This is a genomic window from Stenotrophomonas sp. NY11291 (assembly GCF_023277365.1).
GTDB lineage: Bacteria > Pseudomonadota > Gammaproteobacteria > Xanthomonadales > Xanthomonadaceae > Stenotrophomonas > Stenotrophomonas geniculata.
Genome location: NZ_CP096975.1, coordinates 804,145 through 823,928 on the forward strand (window position 1 = coordinate 804,145; position 19,784 = coordinate 823,928).

Annotated in this window: 22 protein-coding genes; 13 read left to right on the forward strand and 9 right to left on the reverse strand. The window is 68.3% G+C overall.

Features of this window, described 5'->3' with window-relative positions; all coding sequences use genetic code 11:
- Window positions 1–180 precede the first annotated feature (180 nt).
- Window positions 181–1,038 carry a peptide chain release factor N(5)-glutamine methyltransferase gene (prmC, locus tag M1L61_RS03595; RefSeq protein WP_248854341.1) on the forward strand — a complete coding sequence of 286 codons (858 nt, stop codon included), beginning with the start codon at window positions 181–183 and terminating at the stop codon, window positions 1,036–1,038.
- 48 nt (window positions 1,039–1,086) lie between these two features.
- The gene (gene pip, locus M1L61_RS03600) at window positions 1,087–2,028 is read left to right on the forward strand and encodes a prolyl aminopeptidase (protein WP_197601715.1); all 942 of its coding nucleotides are present in this window, start codon (window positions 1,087–1,089) and stop codon (window positions 2,026–2,028) included.
- Window positions 2,029–2,099: 71 nt separating this feature from the next.
- On the opposite strand, the gene M1L61_RS03605 is transcribed toward pip, so the two are convergent.
- Window positions 2,100–2,984, reverse strand: coding sequence for a LysR family transcriptional regulator (locus M1L61_RS03605; protein ID WP_019337039.1), 885 nt, complete (start codon window positions 2,982–2,984; stop codon window positions 2,100–2,102).
- Between the two features lie 106 nt (window positions 2,985–3,090).
- Here M1L61_RS03605 and M1L61_RS03610 point away from each other — a divergent pair, with 106 nt between their 5' ends.
- A complete protein-coding gene (locus M1L61_RS03610; RefSeq protein ID WP_099560585.1) occupies window positions 3,091–4,509 on the forward strand; it encodes an MFS transporter in 1,419 nt (472 codons plus the stop codon).
- The gene (locus M1L61_RS03615; RefSeq protein WP_248854342.1) at window positions 4,506–5,177 is read left to right on the forward strand and encodes a hypothetical protein; all 672 of its coding nucleotides are present in this window, start codon (window positions 4,506–4,508) and stop codon (window positions 5,175–5,177) included. Before M1L61_RS03610 ends, M1L61_RS03615 begins: the two co-directional genes overlap by 4 nt.
- 96 nt (window positions 5,178–5,273) lie before the next feature.
- Here M1L61_RS03615 and M1L61_RS03620 read toward each other — a convergent pair whose 3' ends face one another.
- From M1L61_RS03620 to M1L61_RS03635, 4 genes are read right to left on the reverse strand one after another with little or no spacing between them, the layout of a single operon-like run.
- Complete coding sequence (locus tag M1L61_RS03620) at window positions 5,274–6,071, reverse strand: N-formylglutamate amidohydrolase (protein ID WP_248854343.1); 798 nt, start codon at window positions 6,069–6,071, stop codon at window positions 5,274–5,276.
- Window positions 6,064–6,618, reverse strand: coding sequence for an NUDIX hydrolase (locus M1L61_RS03625; RefSeq protein WP_010481791.1), 555 nt, complete (start codon window positions 6,616–6,618; stop codon window positions 6,064–6,066). Before M1L61_RS03625 ends, M1L61_RS03620 begins: the two co-directional genes overlap by 8 nt.
- Window positions 6,615–7,550 carry a 5'-3' exonuclease H3TH domain-containing protein gene (locus tag M1L61_RS03630; RefSeq protein WP_248854344.1) on the reverse strand — a complete coding sequence of 312 codons (936 nt, stop codon included), beginning with the start codon at window positions 7,548–7,550 and terminating at the stop codon, window positions 6,615–6,617. Before M1L61_RS03630 ends, M1L61_RS03625 begins: the two co-directional genes overlap by 4 nt.
- Window positions 7,547–8,128, reverse strand: a complete 582-nt coding sequence (locus M1L61_RS03635; protein WP_010481787.1) for a nitroreductase — start codon at window positions 8,126–8,128, stop codon at window positions 7,547–7,549. Before M1L61_RS03635 ends, M1L61_RS03630 begins: the two co-directional genes overlap by 4 nt.
- Window positions 8,129–8,459: 331 nt before the next feature.
- On the opposite strand from M1L61_RS03635, the gene M1L61_RS03640 reads away from it, so the two are divergent.
- Window positions 8,460–10,781 (forward strand): DUF1631 domain-containing protein, encoded by a 2,322-nt coding sequence (locus M1L61_RS03640; RefSeq protein WP_049453825.1) that lies wholly within the window; start codon window positions 8,460–8,462, stop codon window positions 10,779–10,781.
- A 52-nt stretch (window positions 10,782–10,833) separates the two neighbouring features.
- Window positions 10,834–11,913, forward strand: coding sequence for an NAD(P) transhydrogenase subunit alpha (locus M1L61_RS03645; RefSeq protein WP_109815260.1), 1,080 nt, complete (start codon window positions 10,834–10,836; stop codon window positions 11,911–11,913).
- An 85-nt stretch (window positions 11,914–11,998) separates the two neighbouring features.
- Here M1L61_RS03645 and M1L61_RS03650 read toward each other — a convergent pair whose 3' ends face one another.
- From M1L61_RS03650 to M1L61_RS03660, 3 genes are read right to left on the reverse strand one after another with little or no spacing between them, the layout of a single operon-like run.
- On the reverse strand, window positions 11,999–12,451 hold the full coding sequence (locus M1L61_RS03650) for a DUF3106 domain-containing protein (RefSeq protein ID WP_248854345.1): 453 nt from the start codon (window positions 12,449–12,451) through the stop codon (window positions 11,999–12,001).
- Window positions 12,452–12,454: 3 nt separating this feature from the next.
- A complete protein-coding gene (locus M1L61_RS03655; RefSeq protein WP_049408964.1) occupies window positions 12,455–12,781 on the reverse strand; it encodes a hypothetical protein in 327 nt (108 codons plus the stop codon).
- The gene (locus M1L61_RS03660) at window positions 12,778–13,362 is read right to left on the reverse strand and encodes an RNA polymerase sigma factor (RefSeq protein WP_005408172.1); all 585 of its coding nucleotides are present in this window, start codon (window positions 13,360–13,362) and stop codon (window positions 12,778–12,780) included. Before M1L61_RS03660 ends, M1L61_RS03655 begins: the two co-directional genes overlap by 4 nt.
- Before the next feature lie 98 nt (window positions 13,363–13,460).
- Between M1L61_RS03660 and M1L61_RS03665 the strand changes: the two genes are divergently transcribed.
- Window positions 13,461–13,781 carry an NAD(P) transhydrogenase subunit alpha gene (locus tag M1L61_RS03665; RefSeq protein WP_005408173.1) on the forward strand — a complete coding sequence of 107 codons (321 nt, stop codon included), beginning with the start codon at window positions 13,461–13,463 and terminating at the stop codon, window positions 13,779–13,781.
- Window positions 13,778–15,238 carry an NAD(P)(+) transhydrogenase (Re/Si-specific) subunit beta gene (locus tag M1L61_RS03670; RefSeq protein ID WP_032130084.1) on the forward strand — a complete coding sequence of 487 codons (1,461 nt, stop codon included), beginning with the start codon at window positions 13,778–13,780 and terminating at the stop codon, window positions 15,236–15,238. Before M1L61_RS03665 ends, M1L61_RS03670 begins: the two co-directional genes overlap by 4 nt.
- A 111-nt stretch (window positions 15,239–15,349) precedes the next feature.
- On the opposite strand, the gene M1L61_RS03675 is transcribed toward M1L61_RS03670, so the two are convergent.
- Window positions 15,350–15,769: a hypothetical protein gene (locus M1L61_RS03675; protein WP_049436454.1), complete on the reverse strand. Its 420-nt coding sequence runs from the start codon at window positions 15,767–15,769 to the stop codon at window positions 15,350–15,352.
- Window positions 15,770–15,891: 122 nt separating this feature from the next.
- Between M1L61_RS03675 and sufT the strand changes: the two genes are divergently transcribed.
- The 5 genes from sufT to M1L61_RS03700 all read left to right on the forward strand — a co-directional run bounded on the left by sufT (window position 15,892) and on the right by M1L61_RS03700 (window position 19,784).
- The gene (gene sufT / locus M1L61_RS03680) at window positions 15,892–16,443 is read left to right on the forward strand and encodes a putative Fe-S cluster assembly protein SufT (RefSeq protein ID WP_005415385.1); all 552 of its coding nucleotides are present in this window, start codon (window positions 15,892–15,894) and stop codon (window positions 16,441–16,443) included.
- 59 nt (window positions 16,444–16,502) lie between these two features.
- On the forward strand, window positions 16,503–17,597 hold the full coding sequence (locus M1L61_RS03685) for a branched-chain amino acid aminotransferase (RefSeq protein WP_248854346.1): 1,095 nt from the start codon (window positions 16,503–16,505) through the stop codon (window positions 17,595–17,597).
- A 174-nt stretch (window positions 17,598–17,771) separates the two neighbouring features.
- Window positions 17,772–18,428, forward strand: a complete 657-nt coding sequence (locus M1L61_RS03690; RefSeq protein WP_248854347.1) for a hypothetical protein — start codon at window positions 17,772–17,774, stop codon at window positions 18,426–18,428.
- The gene (locus M1L61_RS03695) at window positions 18,425–18,760 is read left to right on the forward strand and encodes a transcriptional regulator (RefSeq protein ID WP_010481771.1); all 336 of its coding nucleotides are present in this window, start codon (window positions 18,425–18,427) and stop codon (window positions 18,758–18,760) included. Before M1L61_RS03690 ends, M1L61_RS03695 begins: the two co-directional genes overlap by 4 nt.
- A gap of 1 nt (window position 18,761) precedes the next feature.
- Window positions 18,762–19,784 (forward strand): M23 family metallopeptidase, encoded by a 1,023-nt coding sequence (locus M1L61_RS03700; protein ID WP_345779127.1) that lies wholly within the window; start codon window positions 18,762–18,764, stop codon window positions 19,782–19,784.

Consider the following 19,784-nt stretch of genomic DNA (forward strand, 5'->3'; position numbering starts at 1 on the left):
TAGCCCCTCCTTATACCCTCTGGCGAAACCTGAACGGATTCCAGCTTTTTGTAGCGTCGAGCCATGCTCGACGGTGGATCTGTAAGCCGAGCCGATGCTCGGCTGTGGACCTGTAGAGCAGAGCCTACGCTCGGCTGTTCCAGAAGTAGCCGAGCATCGGCTCGGCTCTACAATTGAGGCATGTCTTCCCAAACCGAACCCACCCTGCGCCAGATCGTGGCCGAGGCCGGCGCCCGCCTGGGCGGCATCGACGCCCGCCACGAGGCCGAACTGCTGCTGCTGCACGTACTGGAGCGCCCGCGTAGCTGGCTGTTCGCCCATGCCACCGATCCGCTGGCCGCTGCCGAACAGGCCACCTTCGAAGCACTGCTGGCCCGCCGCGTGGCCGGTGAGCCGGTGGCCTACCTGACCGGCCGCCGCGGTTTCTGGACGCTGGACCTGGAGGTCGACCCGGCCACGCTGATTCCGCGCCCGGAAACCGAGCTGCTGGTGGAACTGGCGCTCGAGCGCCTGCCGGCCAATCGCGACCTGCAGGTGGCCGACCTCGGCACCGGCAGCGGTGCGATCGCCTTGGCGCTGGCCAGCGAGCGGCCGCAGGCGCAGGTGCTGGCCACCGATGCCAGCCCGGGCGCGCTGGCCGTGGCCAAGCGCAACGCCGCGCGCCATGAACTGCGCAACGTGCGCTTCGCCGAGGGCGGGCACGACTGGTATGCGCCGCTGCAGGGCGCGCGTTTCGACCTGATTGCCAGCAACCCACCGTACATCGCCAGCGACGACCCGCACCTGGAACAGGGTGACCTGCGCTTCGAACCGGCCACCGCGCTGGCCTCGGGTCCGGATGGCCTGGATGACATCCGCCGCATCGTCGACGGTGGCCAGGCCCACCTGCTGCCTGATGGTTGGCTGCTGATCGAGCACGGTTGGGACCAGGGCGAGGCGATCCGCGCGCTGTTCGACGCCGCGGGTTTTGTCGAGGTGCAGACCGTGCAGGACCTGGAGCAGCGCGACCGCATCACCCTGGGCCGGCGTCCGGCCTAGAATGGAGGTTCTCCTGCCCCGGCAGGGCATCACCCTGGAGCTGCACGCATGCGTACGCTGTACCCCGCCATCACCCCCTACGACGTCGGCACCCTGAAGGTCGACGATCGCCACACCCTGTACTTCGAACAGTGCGGCAACCCGGACGGCAAGCCGGTGGTGATGCTGCACGGTGGCCCGGGCGGCGGCTGCAGCGACAAGATGCGCCAGTTCCACGACCCGTCCAAGTACCGCATCATCCTGTTTGACCAGCGCGGTGCCGGCCGTTCCACCCCGCACGCGGACCTGGTGGACAACACCACCTGGGACCTCGTTGCCGATATCGAGAAGCTGCGCGAACACCTCAAGGTCGATCGCTGGCAGGTGTTCGGTGGCAGCTGGGGTTCGACCCTGGCCCTGGCCTATGCCGAAACCCACCCGCAGCGCGTGACCGAACTGGTCCTGCGTGGCATCTTCATGCTGCGTCGCTGGGAGCTGGAATGGTTCTACCAGGAAGGCGCCAACCGCCTGTTCCCGGATGCGTGGGAGCACTACCTGAAGCCGATTCCGTCGGTGGAGCGTCATGACCTGATCTCGGCCTTCCACCGCCGCCTGACCAGCGACGACGAAACCAGCCGCCTGGAAGCGGCCAAGGCGTGGGCGGTGTGGGAAGGCGCGACCAGCTTCCTGCATGTCGATGATGACTTCATCAACAGCCACGAAGACCCGCATTTCGCGCTGGCGTTTGCCCGCATCGAGAACCACTACTTCGTCAACGGCGGCTTCTTCGAAGTGGAAGACCAGCTGCTGCGCGACGCGCACCGCATCGCCGATATTCCGGGCGTGATCGTGCACGGCCGCTACGACGTGGTCTGCCCGCTGGCCAACGCCTGGGACCTGACCAAGGTATGGCCGAAGGCGAAGCTGGAAATCACCCCGGCCTCGGGTCATTCGGCGTTCGAAGCCGAGAACGTGGATGCGCTGGTACGCGCCACCGATAGCTTTGCCTGATCGGTAGTGCCGGCCGCTGGCCGGCAACCGGGAAAGGGTTGGATCGCGCAGACGCCGGCCAGCGGCCGGCGCTACCAGTCCCCGGCCAGCAACGCGTCGGCCAGCACCTGAAGCTTCGGCGAATGCTGGCGCGACGGCGGGTAGATCAACGACAGTTCGCGGCTGCGGCCCTCGAAGGGCTGCAGCACGCGCTGCAGGCGGCCGTCGGCCAACGCATCGGCCACCGCGAAATCCATCACCTGCACGATGCCGATACCGGCGATGGCCGCTTCCACCAGCGGATCGCCGCTGTCGAACACCATCCGCGTCGGTGGTGTGACCTCACGCAGTTGCCCGTCCTGCAGAAACTGCCAGTCCACCAGCCGGCCACTGCGCAGGTTGCGCACCGCCAGGCAGGCGTGATCCTGCAGCGAGGCTACATCGCCCGGTGCGCCACAGCGGGCCAGATAGGCGGGGCTGGCCACTGTCACCCAGCGCAGCGGCCGCAAGGGCCGCGCGACGATGCGCTGGTCGGCGATGACGCCGGTGCGCAGCGCGGCATCGAAACCTTCTTCAACCAGATCGACCAGGCGGTCGCTGAGCACGGCTTCCACCTGCAGCTGCGGATGCTGTTGCAGCAACGGCGCCAGCATCGGCACCAGCACCTTGCGCCCGAACATCGACGGCGCACTGATCTTCAACGTGCCCGAGGGCGTGCACGGGCGGTCGGCCAGTTGCCGCTCGGCATCGTCCAGGCCGGCCAGCAGGGGGGCCACCTGTTCCACGAACTGGCGGCCATCCGGGGTCAGCGCCACGTTGCGGGTATTCCGCTGCAGCAGCTTCACCCCCAGCGTGGCCTCCAGCCGGCCGATCGCGCGGGACAGGCCGGACTGGCTCAGGCCGAGCTGGCCGGCGGCCACCGTGAAGCTGCGTGCTTCGGCGACCTGCACCAGCATGCGCACCGCATTGAGGTCCATCGAGGCTGCATTCATGCTGAAAATCATGACAGATATGGGCGGCAGGGGGTTTATTGAGTTGTCCGCATCAATGAGACTGCGCTCCCCCCACCGCTCCAACCCGCCGATGCCTCCCCTCAAATACCCGCGCTGGGCGCTGACCCTGCTGGCCACCGCGCAGCTGATCATCGCCCTGGACGCCACCATCATCTTCGTCGCCCTGCACGACATGGGCCGCGCGCTGCAGATCAATGCGCAGCAGCTGCAATGGGTGGTCAGTGCCTACACCGTCGCCTTCGGCGGCAGCCTGCTGTTGGGGGGCCGTGCCGCCGACCTGGTCGGCCGCCGCCGTTTCTACCGGCTGGGCATGCTGCTGTTCGCACTGGCCTCGCTGCTTGGTGCGCTGGCGCCGAATGCGACCCTGCTGATCATCGCGCGTGCCGCACAGGGCGTCGGTGCGGCGCTGCTGTTCCCGGCTACGCTGGCATTGATCAACACGCTGTACGCCGAAGGTCCGGTGCGCAACCGCGCGCTGGCGATCTGGAGCATGGCCAGCGCTGTCGGCCTGGCGCTGGGCACGCTTCTGGGTGGCGTATTGACCCAGGCATTCGGCTGGCCGGCGGTGCTGGCGGTGATCGTGCCGTTGGCCACCGCCTGCGCCGTCGCCGCCGGTGCTTGGCTGCCGGCCGATGGTCCCCGAGTGCAGGGGCGCTCGTTCGACCTGGCCGGCTGCCTCACCGTCACCGCCGGCGGCAGCCTGCTGGTTACCACCCTGGTGCAAGGGCCGGAGTGGGGCTGGACGGCGCCGGCCACGCTCATCTGCCTGCTGCTTTCAGCGGTACTGCTGACCGTGTTCGTGCAGATCGAGAAGCGCAGCCGTGATCCGCTGATGCAGTTTTCGCTGTTGCGCCTGCCCGGCCTGCGCGCGGCACTGGGCCTGACCTTTGCCTTCATGAGCAGCTACGGCGTGCAGTACTACTTCCTGGCGCTGTACTTCCAGGATGGCTATGGCTGGAGCCCGCTGCAGGCTGGCATGGCGTTCCTGCTGCCGACGCTGGTGTGCACCTTCGGCATCCGTATTGCCGAACGCATGCTGCGGCGCCGTTCGCCACGGCAGGTGCTGGCCTGGGGCTTCGCCGCCGGTGCCATCGGCATCGCCGCGGTGGCGCTGGCAATGCCGCATGGCGCCGGCTACTGGCCGCTGCTGCCGGGCATCGTCGTGCTCAGCATCGGCCAGGGCATGAGCTGGACGGCGATGTGGATCGTGGCCGGGCAGGGCGTGCCGGGACCGCAGCAAGGTGTTGCGTCCGGCATGGCGGCCACCGCCCAGCAGATCGGCGGCGCCTTGGGATTGGCGGTACTGGTGATGATCGCCAACGCCGCGCGCGGCACGCAGGCAGCAACCAGTCCCGATGCCCTGCAGGGCATGGTCAATGCACAGTACGGCGCCGCGCTGTTCGCCGCGCTCGGCGTGGTGATCGCGCTGGGCCTGCGCCCGGCGCCGGTAGACTCGGCAGCGACCGCCTGCCTGAGCACCGACGCATGATCGAACTGCTGGACCTGCGACAGACCCTGCATGCCTTCGCCGCCTGCAACGATGATGATGAGGTGTGGAACGCCTTCGGCTGGGTGATGGCCAGCGACGAGGACCTGCTGGCGGCACGGCTGTGGTTGCCGTCATCCAGTGATGAAGCGCTGGATGACGATGGCGAGCGATCGGCCGCTTCGGCAGCGATGGGGCTGTTCCCGTATCTGGAACCGGCGACGTTTGCCGACGTGCTGGATGTGCAGAAGCGGCAACGCCCGCTGTCGTCGCTGCAGGACTACGCACAGGCGCTGGCGTACTACGCCGAGTACGACGCGTTCCAGCAGGTCGAGGGTATCGACGAGGCCCTGGGCGAAGCGGAAGCTGCGGAACAGGTGGCTGCGCGCGCGGCGGGTGTGGGCACAGGCATCTTCGCGTCCTTCGATCTGACGCTGAGAGCGTGCCCGCAGGGGCAGATCAAAGCCGCAGCCCAGTGCGTGGCGCGCCTGCTGGAGATTCCGGTGGGCGAGGCGTTGGCGTGCTGCCGCGCGTTGCCGCTGGTGCTGGGTAAAGCGCTGGATCGTCGCCGCGCGCAGGCGATCAAGGATGATTTCGAAGCGATCGGTGCGACCGTGCAGGTGCACGCGTTCAAGCCGTTCCCGTGGATGAACGCGCCTACGCTGCGGTAGCGCCGGGCCATGCCCGGCGGCATTCCGTTGCGCCGCCGCGATGCGGCTCGCCGGGCGTGGCCCGGCGCTACCGAGCTTCGGTCGGGTGGATGACGTTCAACCAAACGCCAGCAACTGCGGCTGCAACGCGTTGAAGATCCGCGCCAGCCGCTCCGCCCAGGCCTGCTGCCCGGCCACATCGGCAATCAGGTCCTGGCGGATTTCCAGTTCCACGTGCACCAGCCCACGGCCTTCGCCATGCACCGGCACCGCGTAGTCGCTGGTGCTGCTGACCGAATACGGTTCGTTGTCACCCACCACCAGGTCGCCTTCGTCGCGTAGTGCCTGCAGCAGGGCATGGGCAAAGCGCGTGTCCCGGTGGTACAGCACGCCAGCATGCCACGGCCGCTGCGCGCCGTTCATCGCTGGGGTGAAGCTGTGCATCATCACCAGCAGCGTGGGGCGGCCGGCATCACGGCGTGCATCAAGCTCGGCGTCGATGCGCGCATGGTAGGGCGCATGGATCGCATCGATACGCTGCTGCCGCTGCGCCGCCGACAACCCGGCATTGCCCGGCACCACGGTGTGGTCGCTCACTTCCGGAATCAGCGTTGGCGACGCCAGCGGGCGGTTGCAGTCGATCAGCAGCCGCGAATAGGTCTGTTCGATCGCCCAGGCATCCAGCCGTTCGGACAGTGCGCGGGTGGTGCCGGCGATGCCGATGTCCCAGCCGATATGGCGGTCCAGCTCGGCCTGGGCCAGGCCAAGGCCTTCCAATGCTCGCGGCACCTGCTGGCCGGCGTGGTCGGCCAGCAGCAGGTACGGTGAGGCGCCCTGCGGCCGGTGGAGGGTGTAGATCGCCGGGTCGTCGGCGCCCAGCAGCGCCGGCAGCGCATGCAGGTCGGCGTCAGCCACGCGGGCGTCCGTCCAGGTGGTGCTCGATCATCCACAGCCCGGCCCAGAGCTTGGCATCCAGCTCGTAGCCTTCGCCCATCTTCTGTACCAGCCAGGCCGCAGCCTCACTGCGCGGAATCTCGTGCACGGTGATGTCCTCGCTGTCATCGCCGCCGCCTTCGCCGATCCGGCGCAGGCCGGTGGCGCGCACGAAGGCGATCTTCTCGCTGCTGGCGCCGGAAGATGTCGGGCCGATCATCAGCACTTCGGCGTGGTCGGCGGTCCAGCCGGTTTCTTCTTCCAGTTCGCGTACGGCCGAGACTTCGATCGATTCGCCGGCGTGGATGTCGCCGACCAGGCCGGCCGGCATCTCGATGGTGGGGGCCTGCAGCGGCACGCGGAACTGCTCGACGAACAGCACCTTGTCCTCGGGGGTGACGGCGATGATGATCGCTGCCAGGCCGCCGGCATGGGTGCGTTCGCTGTACTCCCAGGTGCCGCGCACCAGCATGCGCTGGTACTTGCCTTCATAGACGACACGCGGGGCTTCGGTGTTGCGCTGGCTCATGCGGGCTCGCTGTGGGTGGGAAGAATATCGGGTACGCCGGCGGCATCGAACAGCCGGCGGCGGGTCATCGGGCCGAAGCGCAGGGTCTGGCACAGGCCACCGAGCAGCTCCGGGTCGGCCGCCTGGCGCAGCAGGCCGGGTTGGCTGCCTTCCAGCGGCGCGTCCAGCGCGATGGTGGTCAGCTGGCGCCAGAGCAGGGCGTGCTCGAGCTGTTCGCGCAGGCGCACGGCCATTTGCGCGGCACCGCGCAGGCGCAGGAACGGCACTTCGTCCAGGCGTTCGTACAGCGCGTCCATGCTGCCGAAATGGGCCAGCAGCACGGCGGCGGACTTGCTGCCGACACCACTGACGCCGGGAATGTTGTCCACCGCATCGCCGCACAGTGCCAGGTAGTCGGCAATCTGGTGAGCGTGCACGCCGTGCCGTGCCTTCACCCCGGCCACGTCCCAGCGCTGGTTGCGTGCGTAGTCCCACTGCTCGTCGTGATCCAGCAGCAGCTGCGAGAGGTCCTTGTCGGCGGAAATGATCACCCCGCGGTGGCTGCCACGGTGGACGTGCAGCGCGCTGCCGATCAGGTCATCGGCCTCGTATTCGTGGTGGGCCAGCACTGCAAGGCCCAACGCCGCGCACAGCGCCTTGCAGTGCACGAACTGGCGCTTGAGCGCCTCCGGCGCCGGGTCGCGGTTGGCCTTGTAGGCCGGATACAGGCGGTGGCGGAAGCCACTGTCCAGTGCTTCGTCGAAGGCGATGGCGATGTGCCGCGGGCGCTCGCGCTCGAGCAGGTCCAGCAGGAAGCGGGCGAAGCCGTGCACCGCGTTGGTCGGCCAGCCCTGCGCGTCCTGGAACTGGTCCGGCAGCGAGTGCCAGGCGCGGAACACGTAGATGCTGGCGTCGACCAGGTACAGCGAGGGCGGCGCTGCCGGCAGGCTCATGCCGGCGGCGTCCAGTCACGCAGCAGGGCCGCCGGATCGGGGCGCTCGCGTTCGGGGACGGCGGCCTTCGGCGTGCCGATATGGATGAAACCGGCGATGCCTTCGCCCTCGGACAGCCCCAGATAGGCCTGCACGGCCGGGTCGAAGGCCATCCATGCGGTCAGCCACTGCGCACCGAAGCCCAGCGCCTGCGCGGCCTGCAGCAGGGCGAAGCAGACGCAGCCGGCGGTCATCAGCTGTTCCTGTTCGGGCACTTTCGGGTCCGGACGCGGGCTGGCCACCACCACGATCACCAGCGGCGCATGGCTGAAACGCTGGCGGTCCTTCTCGAATACCGCCTCACCGGCATGCGGGTCGCGCTGGCGGCTGCGCTCGGCCAGGAAGTCGCCCAGAGTGTGACGTGCATCGCCGGCGATCTTCAGGAAGCGGAACGGTACGCGCTTGCCGTGGTCGGGCACGCGCACGGCCGAGGCCAGCATGCGCTGCAGGGTGGCCGGATCCGGTCCGGGCTCGCCCAGTTGCCGCGAGGGCACCGAGCGGCGGGCATCCAGGGCAAGCAGGGCAGCGGGGTCGGGCATGGAGTCTGAACCGGTCATCACGGGTGTTTGATTATAGTCGGGGTGGTCAATGACGCCGTCTGTGTCGCGTCTCGCCCCTGAATATCAAACTGTGATGAACATCATGCCACTGGCGGGAAAGGGACGACCGCTTCCTCTCGCCTCGTGGGCCTCGCACGGCTTACGATATCAATCTTGCCGGGCCGCCGGTCATGAGGTTTGAAGTGAGGACTGTTTCACTGTCCGTGACGGGCTGGCCGGCCTACCATCGACGTACCGGTACATGGGGTGTGCCGGTCGTCGCGATGTCCATGCTGTCTGTCGTATCAGAGAAGGTGGGGAGCCTTCCCGAATGATGAGCGCGCCCACACCGATGGGATCGCCGGGCCGTGACCCGGTCCAGCTTCAGCGTGCCCGGGACATGGTCCTGCCGGCGCTGTGCCAGGCTTTCGGGGCCGCACTGGCGCGTTTCGACGATGCACTGTTCGACCGGGCCGGCAATGCAGGCTCGTCGCAGCTGCTGTTCCTGGATGCGATGCGCGAGCTGCGCCGCCGCCGTGAGGACATCGCCGCCGCCTTTGCCGGCCACCTGCAGCGGGCCTGGGATGCACTGGCCAGTGGCGAGCCGCTGTCGGCCGAAGCCACCCTGTCCGGACCGGCCGAGGATGGCCTGAGCCTGCTGGCTGAACATGTACTGGAGTCGCGGCTGGCGGTGCGCAATTTCGCCACCGTGCTGCTGCGCGACTTCAAACCGGTGCTGGCGCGGCTGGACCGGCGCCTGGGCCGCTTGATCGGCGGCGCCGAGCTGGATGCCGACCACAATCCGGTCAGCCCCGAGCACCTGGGTGTGGCCATCCATGAGGCCTTTGCCGGCTGCGAGCTGGCGCCGGAAGTGCACCTGGTGCTGATCAAGCTGTGCGAACGCGACCTGCGCGCGCCGGTGGGCCGCATCTACGAGAAGCTGGACGAGCAGCTGGCCGCCGCTGGCGTGATGTCGCAGATGGGGGCGCCGCGGCGTCCGCTGTCGGCCGCGCCCGACCCGCGCATGGCGCCGGGGGCGGACGATCTGGTCGAGCCGCGCCACGCGGCGGGCTTCGAATCCGAATTCAGCGATGATGAACAGGCCGCGCCGGCCTGGGCGCAGCGGTTCGCCGCGCGCTGGTCCGAGCGCCGTGGCCACATGCAGCAGCACCTCGGGGGCGAGGATGCCGGCAGCGGCGAGGCGTATGCCGGCCAGCAGGGGATGTTGCTGGAGGCCCTGCATGAGCTGCTGCAGCAGACCCGCCACGTTCGCGAGGACGCCACCTCGGCCGCGCAGGTCGCGGTTGGCCAGCACCGCCCGTTGAGCCAGCGCGAGATGATGTCGGTGCTGTCGCTGCTGCAGGCCACGCCCAGTGCGACGCTGCGTGCGGCCATCGGCGAGGACGGCGAATCGTTGGCGCAGCGATTGAAGAGTGAAGTGCTGTCCAGCGCCACCCGTCTTGGCGTCGATCCCGGCCAGACCCGGCTGGACCCGCAGGACGAGGATGCGATTGATCTGGTCGGCATGCTGTTCGACGTGATGCTGGACGAACGCGAGCTGGAAGGCCGCTCACGCGAGTTGATCGGCCGCCTGGTGGTGCCCTTCGTCAAGGTGGCGATGCTCGACCGCCGCATGTTCGTGCAGAAGACCCACCCGGCACGCAAGCTGCTCAACTCGCTGGCCGAAGCCTGCGAAGGCAATACCGGCGAAAGCCAGGCCGAGCGCATGCTGATGGCCAAGGTCGAGGAGATCATCGAACGGCTGGTGGCCGAGTTCAACGAGAACCTGGCGATCTTCCTGACCCTGGAAGAAGAATTCCGCGAGTTCCTCGTGCAGCATCGCCGCCGCGTGGAAATCGCCGAGCGTCGCGCCGCCGAAACGCAGCGCGGCCAGGAAAAGCTGGAAATGGCCCGCAGCCGTGCCGGTGCCGAACTGGACCGCCGCATCGGCGATGCCACCCTGCCGCCAGCCATCGCCGAGTTCCTGCGCCAGCCGTGGCAGCACCACCTGACCCTGGCGCTGCTGCGCGAGGGCGAGGAGGGCGCGTCGGTGGCCGAGGCACTGAGCCTGGCTGACGGCCTGCTGGAGGAAGTGGCCGAGGCCCGCCGCCAGATCGTCGGCAAGCCGTGGCTGCAGGCCTGGCAGCCGGTGCTGGCCAAGGTATTTGCCAGTGTCGGCGTGCACGGCGATGCCGCCACCGGTGCCATCGACGCCTTGCATGACACCCTGCAGGGCATTGCTGAATCGCGCCCGGAACTGCAGCGCGCGCTGCCGGAACTGCCGCAGGTTGCCTTGCCGGCGCCGCCGGTGGCTGAATCGCCCGCGGTCGAGCTGGGCGGGCAGATCGACGCCGACGACTTCGACAATGCCGACGCCGACCGCTTCCGCCGCATGGAAATCGGCAACTGGCTGGACTTCGTCGACAAGGACGGCAAGGTGCAGGCCGGCAAGCTGTCCTGGGTCAGCCCGATTTCCTCGCGCCTGCTGTTCGTCAACCGCCGCGGCGTGCGCTTCTGCGTGGCCTCGCCGGAGGAACTGGCGGTGATGGTGCGGCTGGGCCGGCTGCGCGCCCACGTCGACGATGGCGCCTTCGACAGTGCGATGCAGGGCGTGATCGATCGGCTGGACCCGGGCAGCGCCACCCTGCACTGAGCGGTGGCTGCCTGCTAGGATCGGGAAAACTCACCGATCAGCGGGGACCTGCATGGCCGTGGCGTTGCTGGGGATCAAGGAGACCGCGCCGGGCGAACGGCGCGTGGCGTTGACGCCGGAAACCGCGCGCAAGCTCGGTGCCCTCGGCATTACCGTCTGGTACGAGGCTGGCGCCGGCTTGGCCGCAGGCTTCACCGATGCGGCCTATGACGATGCCGGCGCACGTGTGTTCGACGCGGGCCGTTGGGGCGAGATCGATATCCTGCTGTGCGTGCAGGCGCCGCCGGCGTTGGTCCTGGAGCAGCTCAAGCCCGCTGCCAGCGTGGTTGGCCTGCTGGCCCCGGCCAGTGATCCGGCGCTTGCGGCATTGGCCGCTGGCGACCGCCTGCAGCTGTTCCCGCTGCAGCAGCTGCCGCGCACCACCCGCGCGCAGGCGATGGACGTGCTCAGTTCGCAGGCCGGCATGGCCGGCTACAAGGCGGCGCTGATCGCGGCCGAACGCGCGCCCCGTTTCTTCCCGATGCTGACCACTGCGGCCGGCACCGTGCGACCGGCCAAGGTGCTGGTGATCGGTGCGGGCGTGGCGGGCCTGCAGGCCATTGCCACTGCCCGGCGTCTTGGTGCGCAGGTGGAAGGCTTCGACGTGCGCCCGGAAACCCGCGAGCAGATCCAGTCGCTGGGCGCGCGCTTTCTCGACCTCGGGGTGAGCGCGGCGGGCGAGGGCGGTTACGCGCGCGCGTTGACCGATGAAGAGCGTGCCGAGCAGCAGCGCCGCCTGGCCGACCACCTGCGTGGTGTGGATGTGGTGATCTGCACCGCTGCGGTTCCGGGGCGACCGGCGCCGACGATCGTGACTGCCGCAATGGTGGAAGGCATGGCCACCGGCAGCGTGATCGTGGATCTGGCGGCGGAGAGCGGCGGCAACTGCGCACTGACCCAGCCGGGGCAGTGCATCGAGCATCAGGGCGTGACCATCGATGGCCCGCTGGGCCTGGCCAGCCGCGGTGCAACGCAGGCCAGCGAGATGTATGCGCGCAACCTGCTCAACTTCGTCGCGCTGTTCGTGCGCGAAGGCCAGCTCGGTTTCGACTGGGACGACGAGCTGCTGGCCAAGACACGCTGGCTGGCGTGAGTCGGTAGCGCCGGGCCATGCCCGGCGAGCGCAGCGGTATGCGGAAATCCGCCGGGCATGGCCCGGCGCTACCGAAGCGGAGGCGTTACCGCGGCTTCGCCGGCGGCGGGTTCTCGCGCACCCAGTCCTTGCGTTGTTCCGGCGTCATCTGCGACCAGCGCTCGCGCAGTGCGTCGCGCTGCGCGGGCGGCAGATCCCGCATCTGGCCGAACAGGGCCCGGGCCTGCTCACGCTGTTCCGGGCTCATGTGCTCGAAGCGGCGCAGGCCACGCCGGGCCTTGTCGCGTTCCTCAGGGCTCATCGACTGCCAGCGCTGGCCATGCGAGAGCATGCGCTGGCGCTGGCCGGCATCGGCGCTGTTCCAGCGGTCGCGCAGCGGTGCCAGCAGGGATTCCCGCTGTGCTTCACTCAACTGTTCCCAAACCGGCAGCGGCGCGGGGCGTGCGGCAGGGGCGGGCGCGGCGCTCTGCGCCAGTGCCGGGAGGGCCGGCAGCAGCGACAGGGTCAGCAGCAGCGGCAGGAGATTGAATCGGGGCATGGTTCACTCCATCGCCAGGTCGGTATCGCCCAGCCACAGGTACAGATCGGGATTTTCGTCGTAGAGCGCGCTGTTGTCTTCCACCGAGGCAAGCACAGGTGCCGGCGCAGAGCCCGTCAGCGTGCCATGGCCGCTGAACTGCAGGCCGATACCCAGTGCCACCACCAGCGAACAGGCACTGGCCAGCCACCAGCGCCAGCGCCCGCGATGGGCGGCCGTGGCGCCGTGGCGAGCCTGGCGCAGCCGGGCCAGCGTTGCCGGCGACAGCGCGTGCAGCGACTGTGCGTGCAGGCTGCGCAGGGTGTCATCGGAAGGCAGGGAGCGGTTCACGGGTGGATCTCCAGGTAATCCTGCAGCGCCTGGCGGGCGCGTGCCAGATGGGTTTTTACCGCGCCTTCGCTGCAGCCCATGGCGCGGGCGGTGGTGGCCCCGTCCAGGTCCTGCAGCACGCGCAGGGTGAAGGCTTCGCGCTGGCGGGCGGGCAGGCGGCGCAACGCGTCCACCAGCTGCTGGTACTGCTGGCGCTGTTCATGCGCCTGTGCCGGGTCCGGGCCGGGATCGGCCCAATCGATCTCGCCGCCTTCCGCGTCCTGGTTGTCGCGCCAGAACGGCAGGCGGAAGCGGCGCCGGCGCTGCACGTCGATCACGCGCCGGCGCAGGATGCTCCAGAACAGCGGCGCCCATTCGGCCGCCGGCTTGTCGGCGTAGTCCAGCATGCGCAGCAGCGCGTCCTGCACCGCGTCCATGGCGTCTTCGCGCTGGCGCAGGCCAGCCTCGGCGAAGCGGAACGCACGCGGGCCAACGCTGGCCAGGAACGCTTCCAGCGACGCCGGCAGGGCATCGGTCTCGGCGCTCGGGGGAACGGGGCTGCTCACCAGCACAGGGTACGGTTCCTCGCTCGGGGTCACCATCGACAACGCGTGAGCGCGGCTTCGGTTGACGCCGGGCGCGCGCCGGGTTCAGCCCGTGGTTATGATGGGACGACGAAGACAGAGCAGGAGCGTTGCCAGTGAGTGACGGGTTCGTAGCGCTGTACATCTTCATGCTGGCAGCAATCGCCGGCCACGTGATCATTTCGCGGGTGCCGGTGATCCTGCATACCCCGCTGATGTCGGGCTCCAACTTCATCCACGGCATCGTGCTGATCGGCGCGATGGTGGTGCTGGGGCACGCGCAGACACCGCTGGAGAAAGCCCTGGGCTTCCTCGCCGTGGTGCTCGGCGCCGGCAACGCCGCCGGTGGCTATGTGGTCACCGCACGCATGCTGGAAATGTTCAAGCCGAGCGCGCCCAAGGGCGGCAAGGACGAGCCGAAGGAGCCGCAGGCTTGAACATCAGCACCGTCGAACTGCTCGATTGGCTGGTCAAGGCCAGCTACCTCGTCGCCGCCACGCTGTTCCTGCTGGGCCTGCAGCGCATGGCCTCGCCGCTGACTGCGCGCAGCGGCATCCGCTGGGCCGGGCTGGGCATGCTGCTGGCCACGGTGGCGACGTTCTTCCTGCCCGAACTGCACAACGTGCCGCTGATCCTGGTGGCGCTGCTGCTCGGCGCGGGCCTGGCCTGGTGGTCGGCCGGCAAGGTCGCCATCACCGACATGCCGCAGATGGTGGCGCTGTACAACGGCATGGGCGGTGGCTCGGCGGCGGCCATCGGTGCAGTGGAACTGCTGCGCTACGCCTTCCTGGCCAACCGCGATACCAGCCACTGGAGCGCGCAGGCGCTGGCCGACCTGGCCGCACGGCAGCCGTCGGGCATGGTGCTGCTGCTGGCGGTGGTCGGCGCGGCGATCGGCGCGGTGTCGCTGTCCGGCTCGGTGATCGCCTGGGCCAAACTCGATGGCCGCCTCGACAAGCGCGTGACTTGGCCGGGCCAGCAGGTGATGAACTTGCTGGTGGCACTGGCGGTGGTGGTGCTGGCGATCATCGCCGCGAGCACGCTCAATACCTGGGCGATCGTCGCCTTCTTCGTGCTGGCGCTGGCACTGGGCGTGCTGATGACGCTGCCGATCGGTGGCGCCGACATGCCGGTGGTGATCTCGCTGTACAACGCCTTCACCGGCCTGGCGGTGTCGTTCGAAGGCTACGTGCTGGGCAATGAGGCATTGATCATCGCCGGCATGATGGTCGGCGCGGCGGGCATCCTGCTGACCCGGCTGATGGCCAAGGCGATGAACCGGCCGATCCGCAACGTGTTGTTCTCCAACTTCGGCGGCGGTGCCGGCGGGGAAGCGCAGGCGATCACGGGTGCGCAGAAGCCGATTGAAGCATCGGACGTCGCGGCGATGATGGCCTACGCCGAACGCGTGGTGATCGTGCCAGGCTACGGCATGGCCGTGGCGCAGGCCCAGCACAAGATATGGGAGCTGGCGCAGCGGCTGGGCCAGCGCGGGGTCAAGGTGAAGTTCGCGATCCACCCGGTGGCCGGACGCATGCCCGGGCACATGAACGTGCTGCTGGCCGAAGCGGGCGTGCCTTACGACCTGATCGCCGACATGGACGACATCAACCCGGAGTTCGCCAACACCGACGTGGTGCTGGTGATCGGTGCCAACGACGTGGTCAATCCGGTGGCACGCACCGACCCGGCCAGCCCGATCTACGGCATGCCCGTGCTGGACGTGGTCAACGCGCGCAACGTGGTGGTGATCAAGCGCGGCAAGGGCACCGGCTTCGCCGGCATCGAGAACGCGCTGTTCTACGCCGACAACACCCGCATGCTGTACGGCGACGGTGCGGAAGCGGCAGCCTCGCTGGTGAGCGAACTGAAGGCGCTCGACGGCGGGCATTGAGGCCGTACCGGTAGCGCCGGGCCATGCCCGGCGGCGTTTCGTGCGGACCGCTGCGCTCGCCGGGCATGGCCCGGCGCTACCCTCATCCACGCGTGACGTGGATCTGCGCGGTCAGCGCGCCAGCCAGGCGCCCACGGCCACGCCCAGGGCCAGCCACAGCCACTCGATCGCGCCATTGGCGAGGGTGATCAGGGTCCAGGCCAGGTGCGGGCCCATCCGCATCGTGGCGTCCCACAGATCCAGCCCGATCGAGCCGCCCATCCAGGCGCTGGCGATGGCCCAGTTGGCCACGGCGGCCACCAGCAGCGTGCCCAGCACGACCAGCGCGATGCGCAACCGGCCCGGGCCCAGCGTACCCATGCGCAGCATGAACACCAGTTCCAGGGCGGTCAGTACCGCCATCCAGCCGACCTGCCGGCCGGTCATCAGCGCCAGCACCATCCAGGCAAGGGGAGCAACAACCAGACCCAGCAACAGCATGAGGGGCCAGAGCCAGGTTACGGTCCTGGCACGCGCGGCATTGGAGGACATCGAAGCTCCCTGAAGATCACCCACAGGATACTGTGGTTTGCCGCAGTGCACCGGCGGCCGCAGGGCGGCTGGGCTAGAATGCCGTCTTGCGTGGCACCGGCCACGGCCCCATATCGGTCCCCATGTATTCCCGTAGCAGCGAACCTGTCCACTTCGAACGCGATTGCGAGGCCGTGATGGTCCCGCAGGGCGACACCGTGACCCTGCCTGCCGGCAGCTATGGGTACATCACCCAGGCACTGGGCGGCAGTTATTCGGTGTTTGTCGAGGGCAACCTGTTCCGCATCGCCGGCAAGGACGGCGACGCCATCGGCAAGGAGGCGCCGGCACCGCTGGAACTGCCCGCCGATGCCACCGATGAACAGGTGGAACAGCTGGTATGGCAGCAGCTGCGCACCTGCTTCGATCCGGAAATTCCGGTGAACATCGTCGAACTGGGCCTGGTCTACGAAGTCGAGATCAAGCACCTGGACGAAGGCAAGCGCGAGATCGACGTGAAGATGACCCTGACCGCACCGGGCTGCGGCATGGGCGAGATCCTGGTCGACGACGTGCGCAGCAAGCTCGAAATGATCCCGACGGTGGCCGAGGCCGACGTCGACCTGGTGTTCGACCCGCCGTGGAACCAGCACATGATGTCCGAGGCGGCCCGGCTCGAGACCGGCATGCTTTGACCCACGGCCCGCAGTGACGCGGGCCCGGCATTACCCGCAACCAGAACAGGAAATCTCCGGTGTCCCAGTCCATTCCCAGCTTCGCCGTCACCCGTTCGGACCACCCGCGCAGCGCTGAGGAGCGCGCCCAGATCCTGGAGAAGCCGGGCTTCGGCCTGCACTTCACCGACCACATGGTGGAAGTGCGCTGGGACAAGGACACCGGCTGGCACAACGCCAATGTGCGCGCCTACGGCCCGCTGCAGCTGGACCCGGCTGCAGCCGTGCTGCATTACGGCCAGGAAATCTTCGAAGGCATCAAGGCCTACCGCCATGCCGACGGTTCGATCTGGACCTTCCGCCCGGATGCCAACGGCCGTCGACTGCAGCGTTCGGCACAGCGCCTGGCGCTGCCGGAACTGCCGGTGGAGATCTTCGTCGAATCGCTCAAGCAGCTGATCGCCGTCGACAGCGCCTGGGTGCCGTCGGCCGATGAGTCGAGCCTGTACTTCCGTCCGTTCATGATCGGCGACGAAGCCTTCCTCGGCGTGCGTGGCGCACACAAGGCCGGCTACTACGTCATCGCCAGCCCGGCTGGCCCGTACTTCGCCAAGGGCGTCGCCCCGGTGTCGATCTGGCTGTCCACCGAATACGCGCGTGCAGCCAAGGGCGGCACCGGCGCCGCCAAGTGCGGCGGCAACTACGCCGCCTCGCTGCTGCCGCAGCAGAAGGCGCAGGCACAGGGCTGCTCGCAGGTGCTGTTCCTCGACCCGGTCGAAGGCAAGTACCTGGAAGAACTGGGTGGCATGAACGTGTTCCTGGTCTACAAGGACGGCACGCTGGTCACCCCGCAGCTCTCGGGCAGCATCCTCGAGGGCATCACCCGCGAGAGCATCCTGCAGCTGGCCCGCGACCGCGGCATGAAGGTCGAAGAGCGCAAGGTCAGCATCGACGAGTGGAAGGATGGCGTTGCCTCCGGCGAGATCGCCGAAGTGTTCGCCTGCGGCACCGCGGCGGTGGTCACCCCGATCGGCCAGCTGAAGGGCGAGGGCTTCTCGGTGGGGGACATCAACGCCCCGGCCGGCGAAGTGACCATGTCGCTGCGCAAGGAACTGACCGACATCCAGTACGGCCGCCTGTCGGACCGCCACAACTGGCTGGTCAAGCTGGGCTGATCGCCCACGCCGAACTGTAGCGTCGAGCCATGCTCGACTGCGCCTCTGGAAAGCCCGTCCCAGTGACGGGCTTTCTGCGTTGTGGGCCCGCCCGTCAGGCCGCAGCAGACGATTGCTTGACGCAAATAGGTTTGCAATGCAAACTAAATTCAAGCGACCCCGATGGAGCGTGTCATGCAGCAGCCGTCCGTCATTGATCCTTCCTCGCGCCTGCAGGCGCTGACTCGTGAGTACTCGCGGTACTCGCGAAGTGCCGGGGGCCTGTCGGCGATGGCAGGCGGCATCGCCTGCCTGGCCTCGTTCCTTGCCGGCGCCCTGTTGCCGACCACCCTGGCGCTGCGCATCGTGCTGATTGCCGTGCCGGTGCTGTGGATCGTCGGCAAGCAATGGCTGGCACGCCGCTACTACCAGCGGCTGGGCCAGGTCGAAGAGCAGGTCACGCCGGTCGAACGCAATTTCCAGCGCTTCTTCATCGCCTTCACCGCGCTGGTAAGCGTGCTTGTGATCGGCAGCGTGCTGACCCGGCTGGTACCGATGGGCGAACGCGCCTGGGACCTGCGCGCCATTGGCTACCTGGTCGTGGTGGCCCTGTTGCCCTGGGTGGTGTGGCGCTGGCTGCGTACGCCGCTGGAGTTCATCGTGGGCGTGTTCCTGCTGTGCCAGGCCGCGCTGGCCTTCACCGGGCAGGCGTACGGCTTCGGCCCGAGCACCGCGGTGTTCCCCTTGGCATCCATCGCACTGATCGTGGTCGGCTGGCGTGACCACCAGCGCTTCCAGCGGCTGCAGGTGGAGATGCGCGCGTTCATGGCGGCGCGGACGAACGTCGAATGACCCAGCTGCCTGATTCCAGAGCGCTGCTCCAGCTCGACCGCTTGATCCACGAGCCGGCGCGCCTGCTGATCCTGTCGATCCTGGCAGGTGCCGAATCCGCCGAGTTCGGATTTGTCGAGCATCTCAGCGGGTTGAGCAAGGGCAACCTCTCCAGCCATCTGAGCAAGCTTGAAGCGGCAGGTCTGGTTGCCATCGACAAGTCGTTCCGCGGCAAGCGCCCACTGACCACCTTGCAGTTGACGCCGAGGGGCCGCACTGCCCTGGCCGAGTACCGCACGCAGCTGGCGGCCATCGTTGCCGGCCTTCCCGATCCGGATCGAAAGGACCCCTGACATGACATTGCTTCCGCGCCTGTTTGCAGTTCTGGTTGTTTCCTTCTCTGCTCTCACCAGTGCGGCTGCGGCCACAGATCCGCGCCAACAAGGTGCCATGCTGACCGCGCAGTTCTACGAAGGGCACGTCGACGCACTGTGGGAACGGATGACGCCCCAGATGCAGGCGGGGCTGCAGTCCCCGCAGAGCCTGGTGGCGCTGCGCGAGCAGGTGCTGGCGGGCTGGGGCGCAGAAACCGAGCTGGTCAGTGAGAAGGTCGAGAAGGTTGATGGATTCGACACCTATCTGCGACAGGCGCGCTTCGCCAGGAGCCCGGCCATCATCCAGGTGCTGTGGGCCATCGATGCCGAAGGGCGGATCGGCGGCTTCTACATCCGCCCGCTACAGACCGCACCGCCGCAGGCAGCGGCGAGCGGGTTCCTCGACTACCAGACCCGCACACGGCTGCAACTGCCGTTCGACGATGAGTACTTCGTGTTCTGGGGCGGGCGTACTGTCGAACAGAACTACCATGCGGCCCATGCCGGCCAGCGCTTCGCGCTGGATCTGCTGGTGCTCCGCGATGGCCGCTCGCACCGCGGTGATGGGCTGCGCAACGATGACTACTACTGCTTCGGTCGCCCGATCCTCGCGCCAGCCGACGGCACGGTGGTGGAGGTGATCGAGGGTGTGGCCGACAACGTGCCGGGCCAGATGAATGCCGTCCAGCTCACCGGCAACCGCGTCATCCTCGACCACGGCAATGAGGAATACTCGGTGCTGGCGCACCTGCGCCAGGGTAGTGTGCGCGTCGCGCAGGGACAGGTTGTCCGCAGCGGCGCGCACCTCGGTGACTGTGGCAACAGCGGCAACTCCTCCGAGCCGCACCTGCACTACCAGCTGCAGGCCGGGCCCGTGTTCGGTGTCGGCGAAGCGTTGCCGGCACAGTTCTCCGGCTACGTGGCCGATGGCCAGCCGGTTGCACGCGGCGAGCCGGTCAAAGGGCAGCGCATCCGGCCGGCGCGCGTTCCGCAGGCAAAGTAG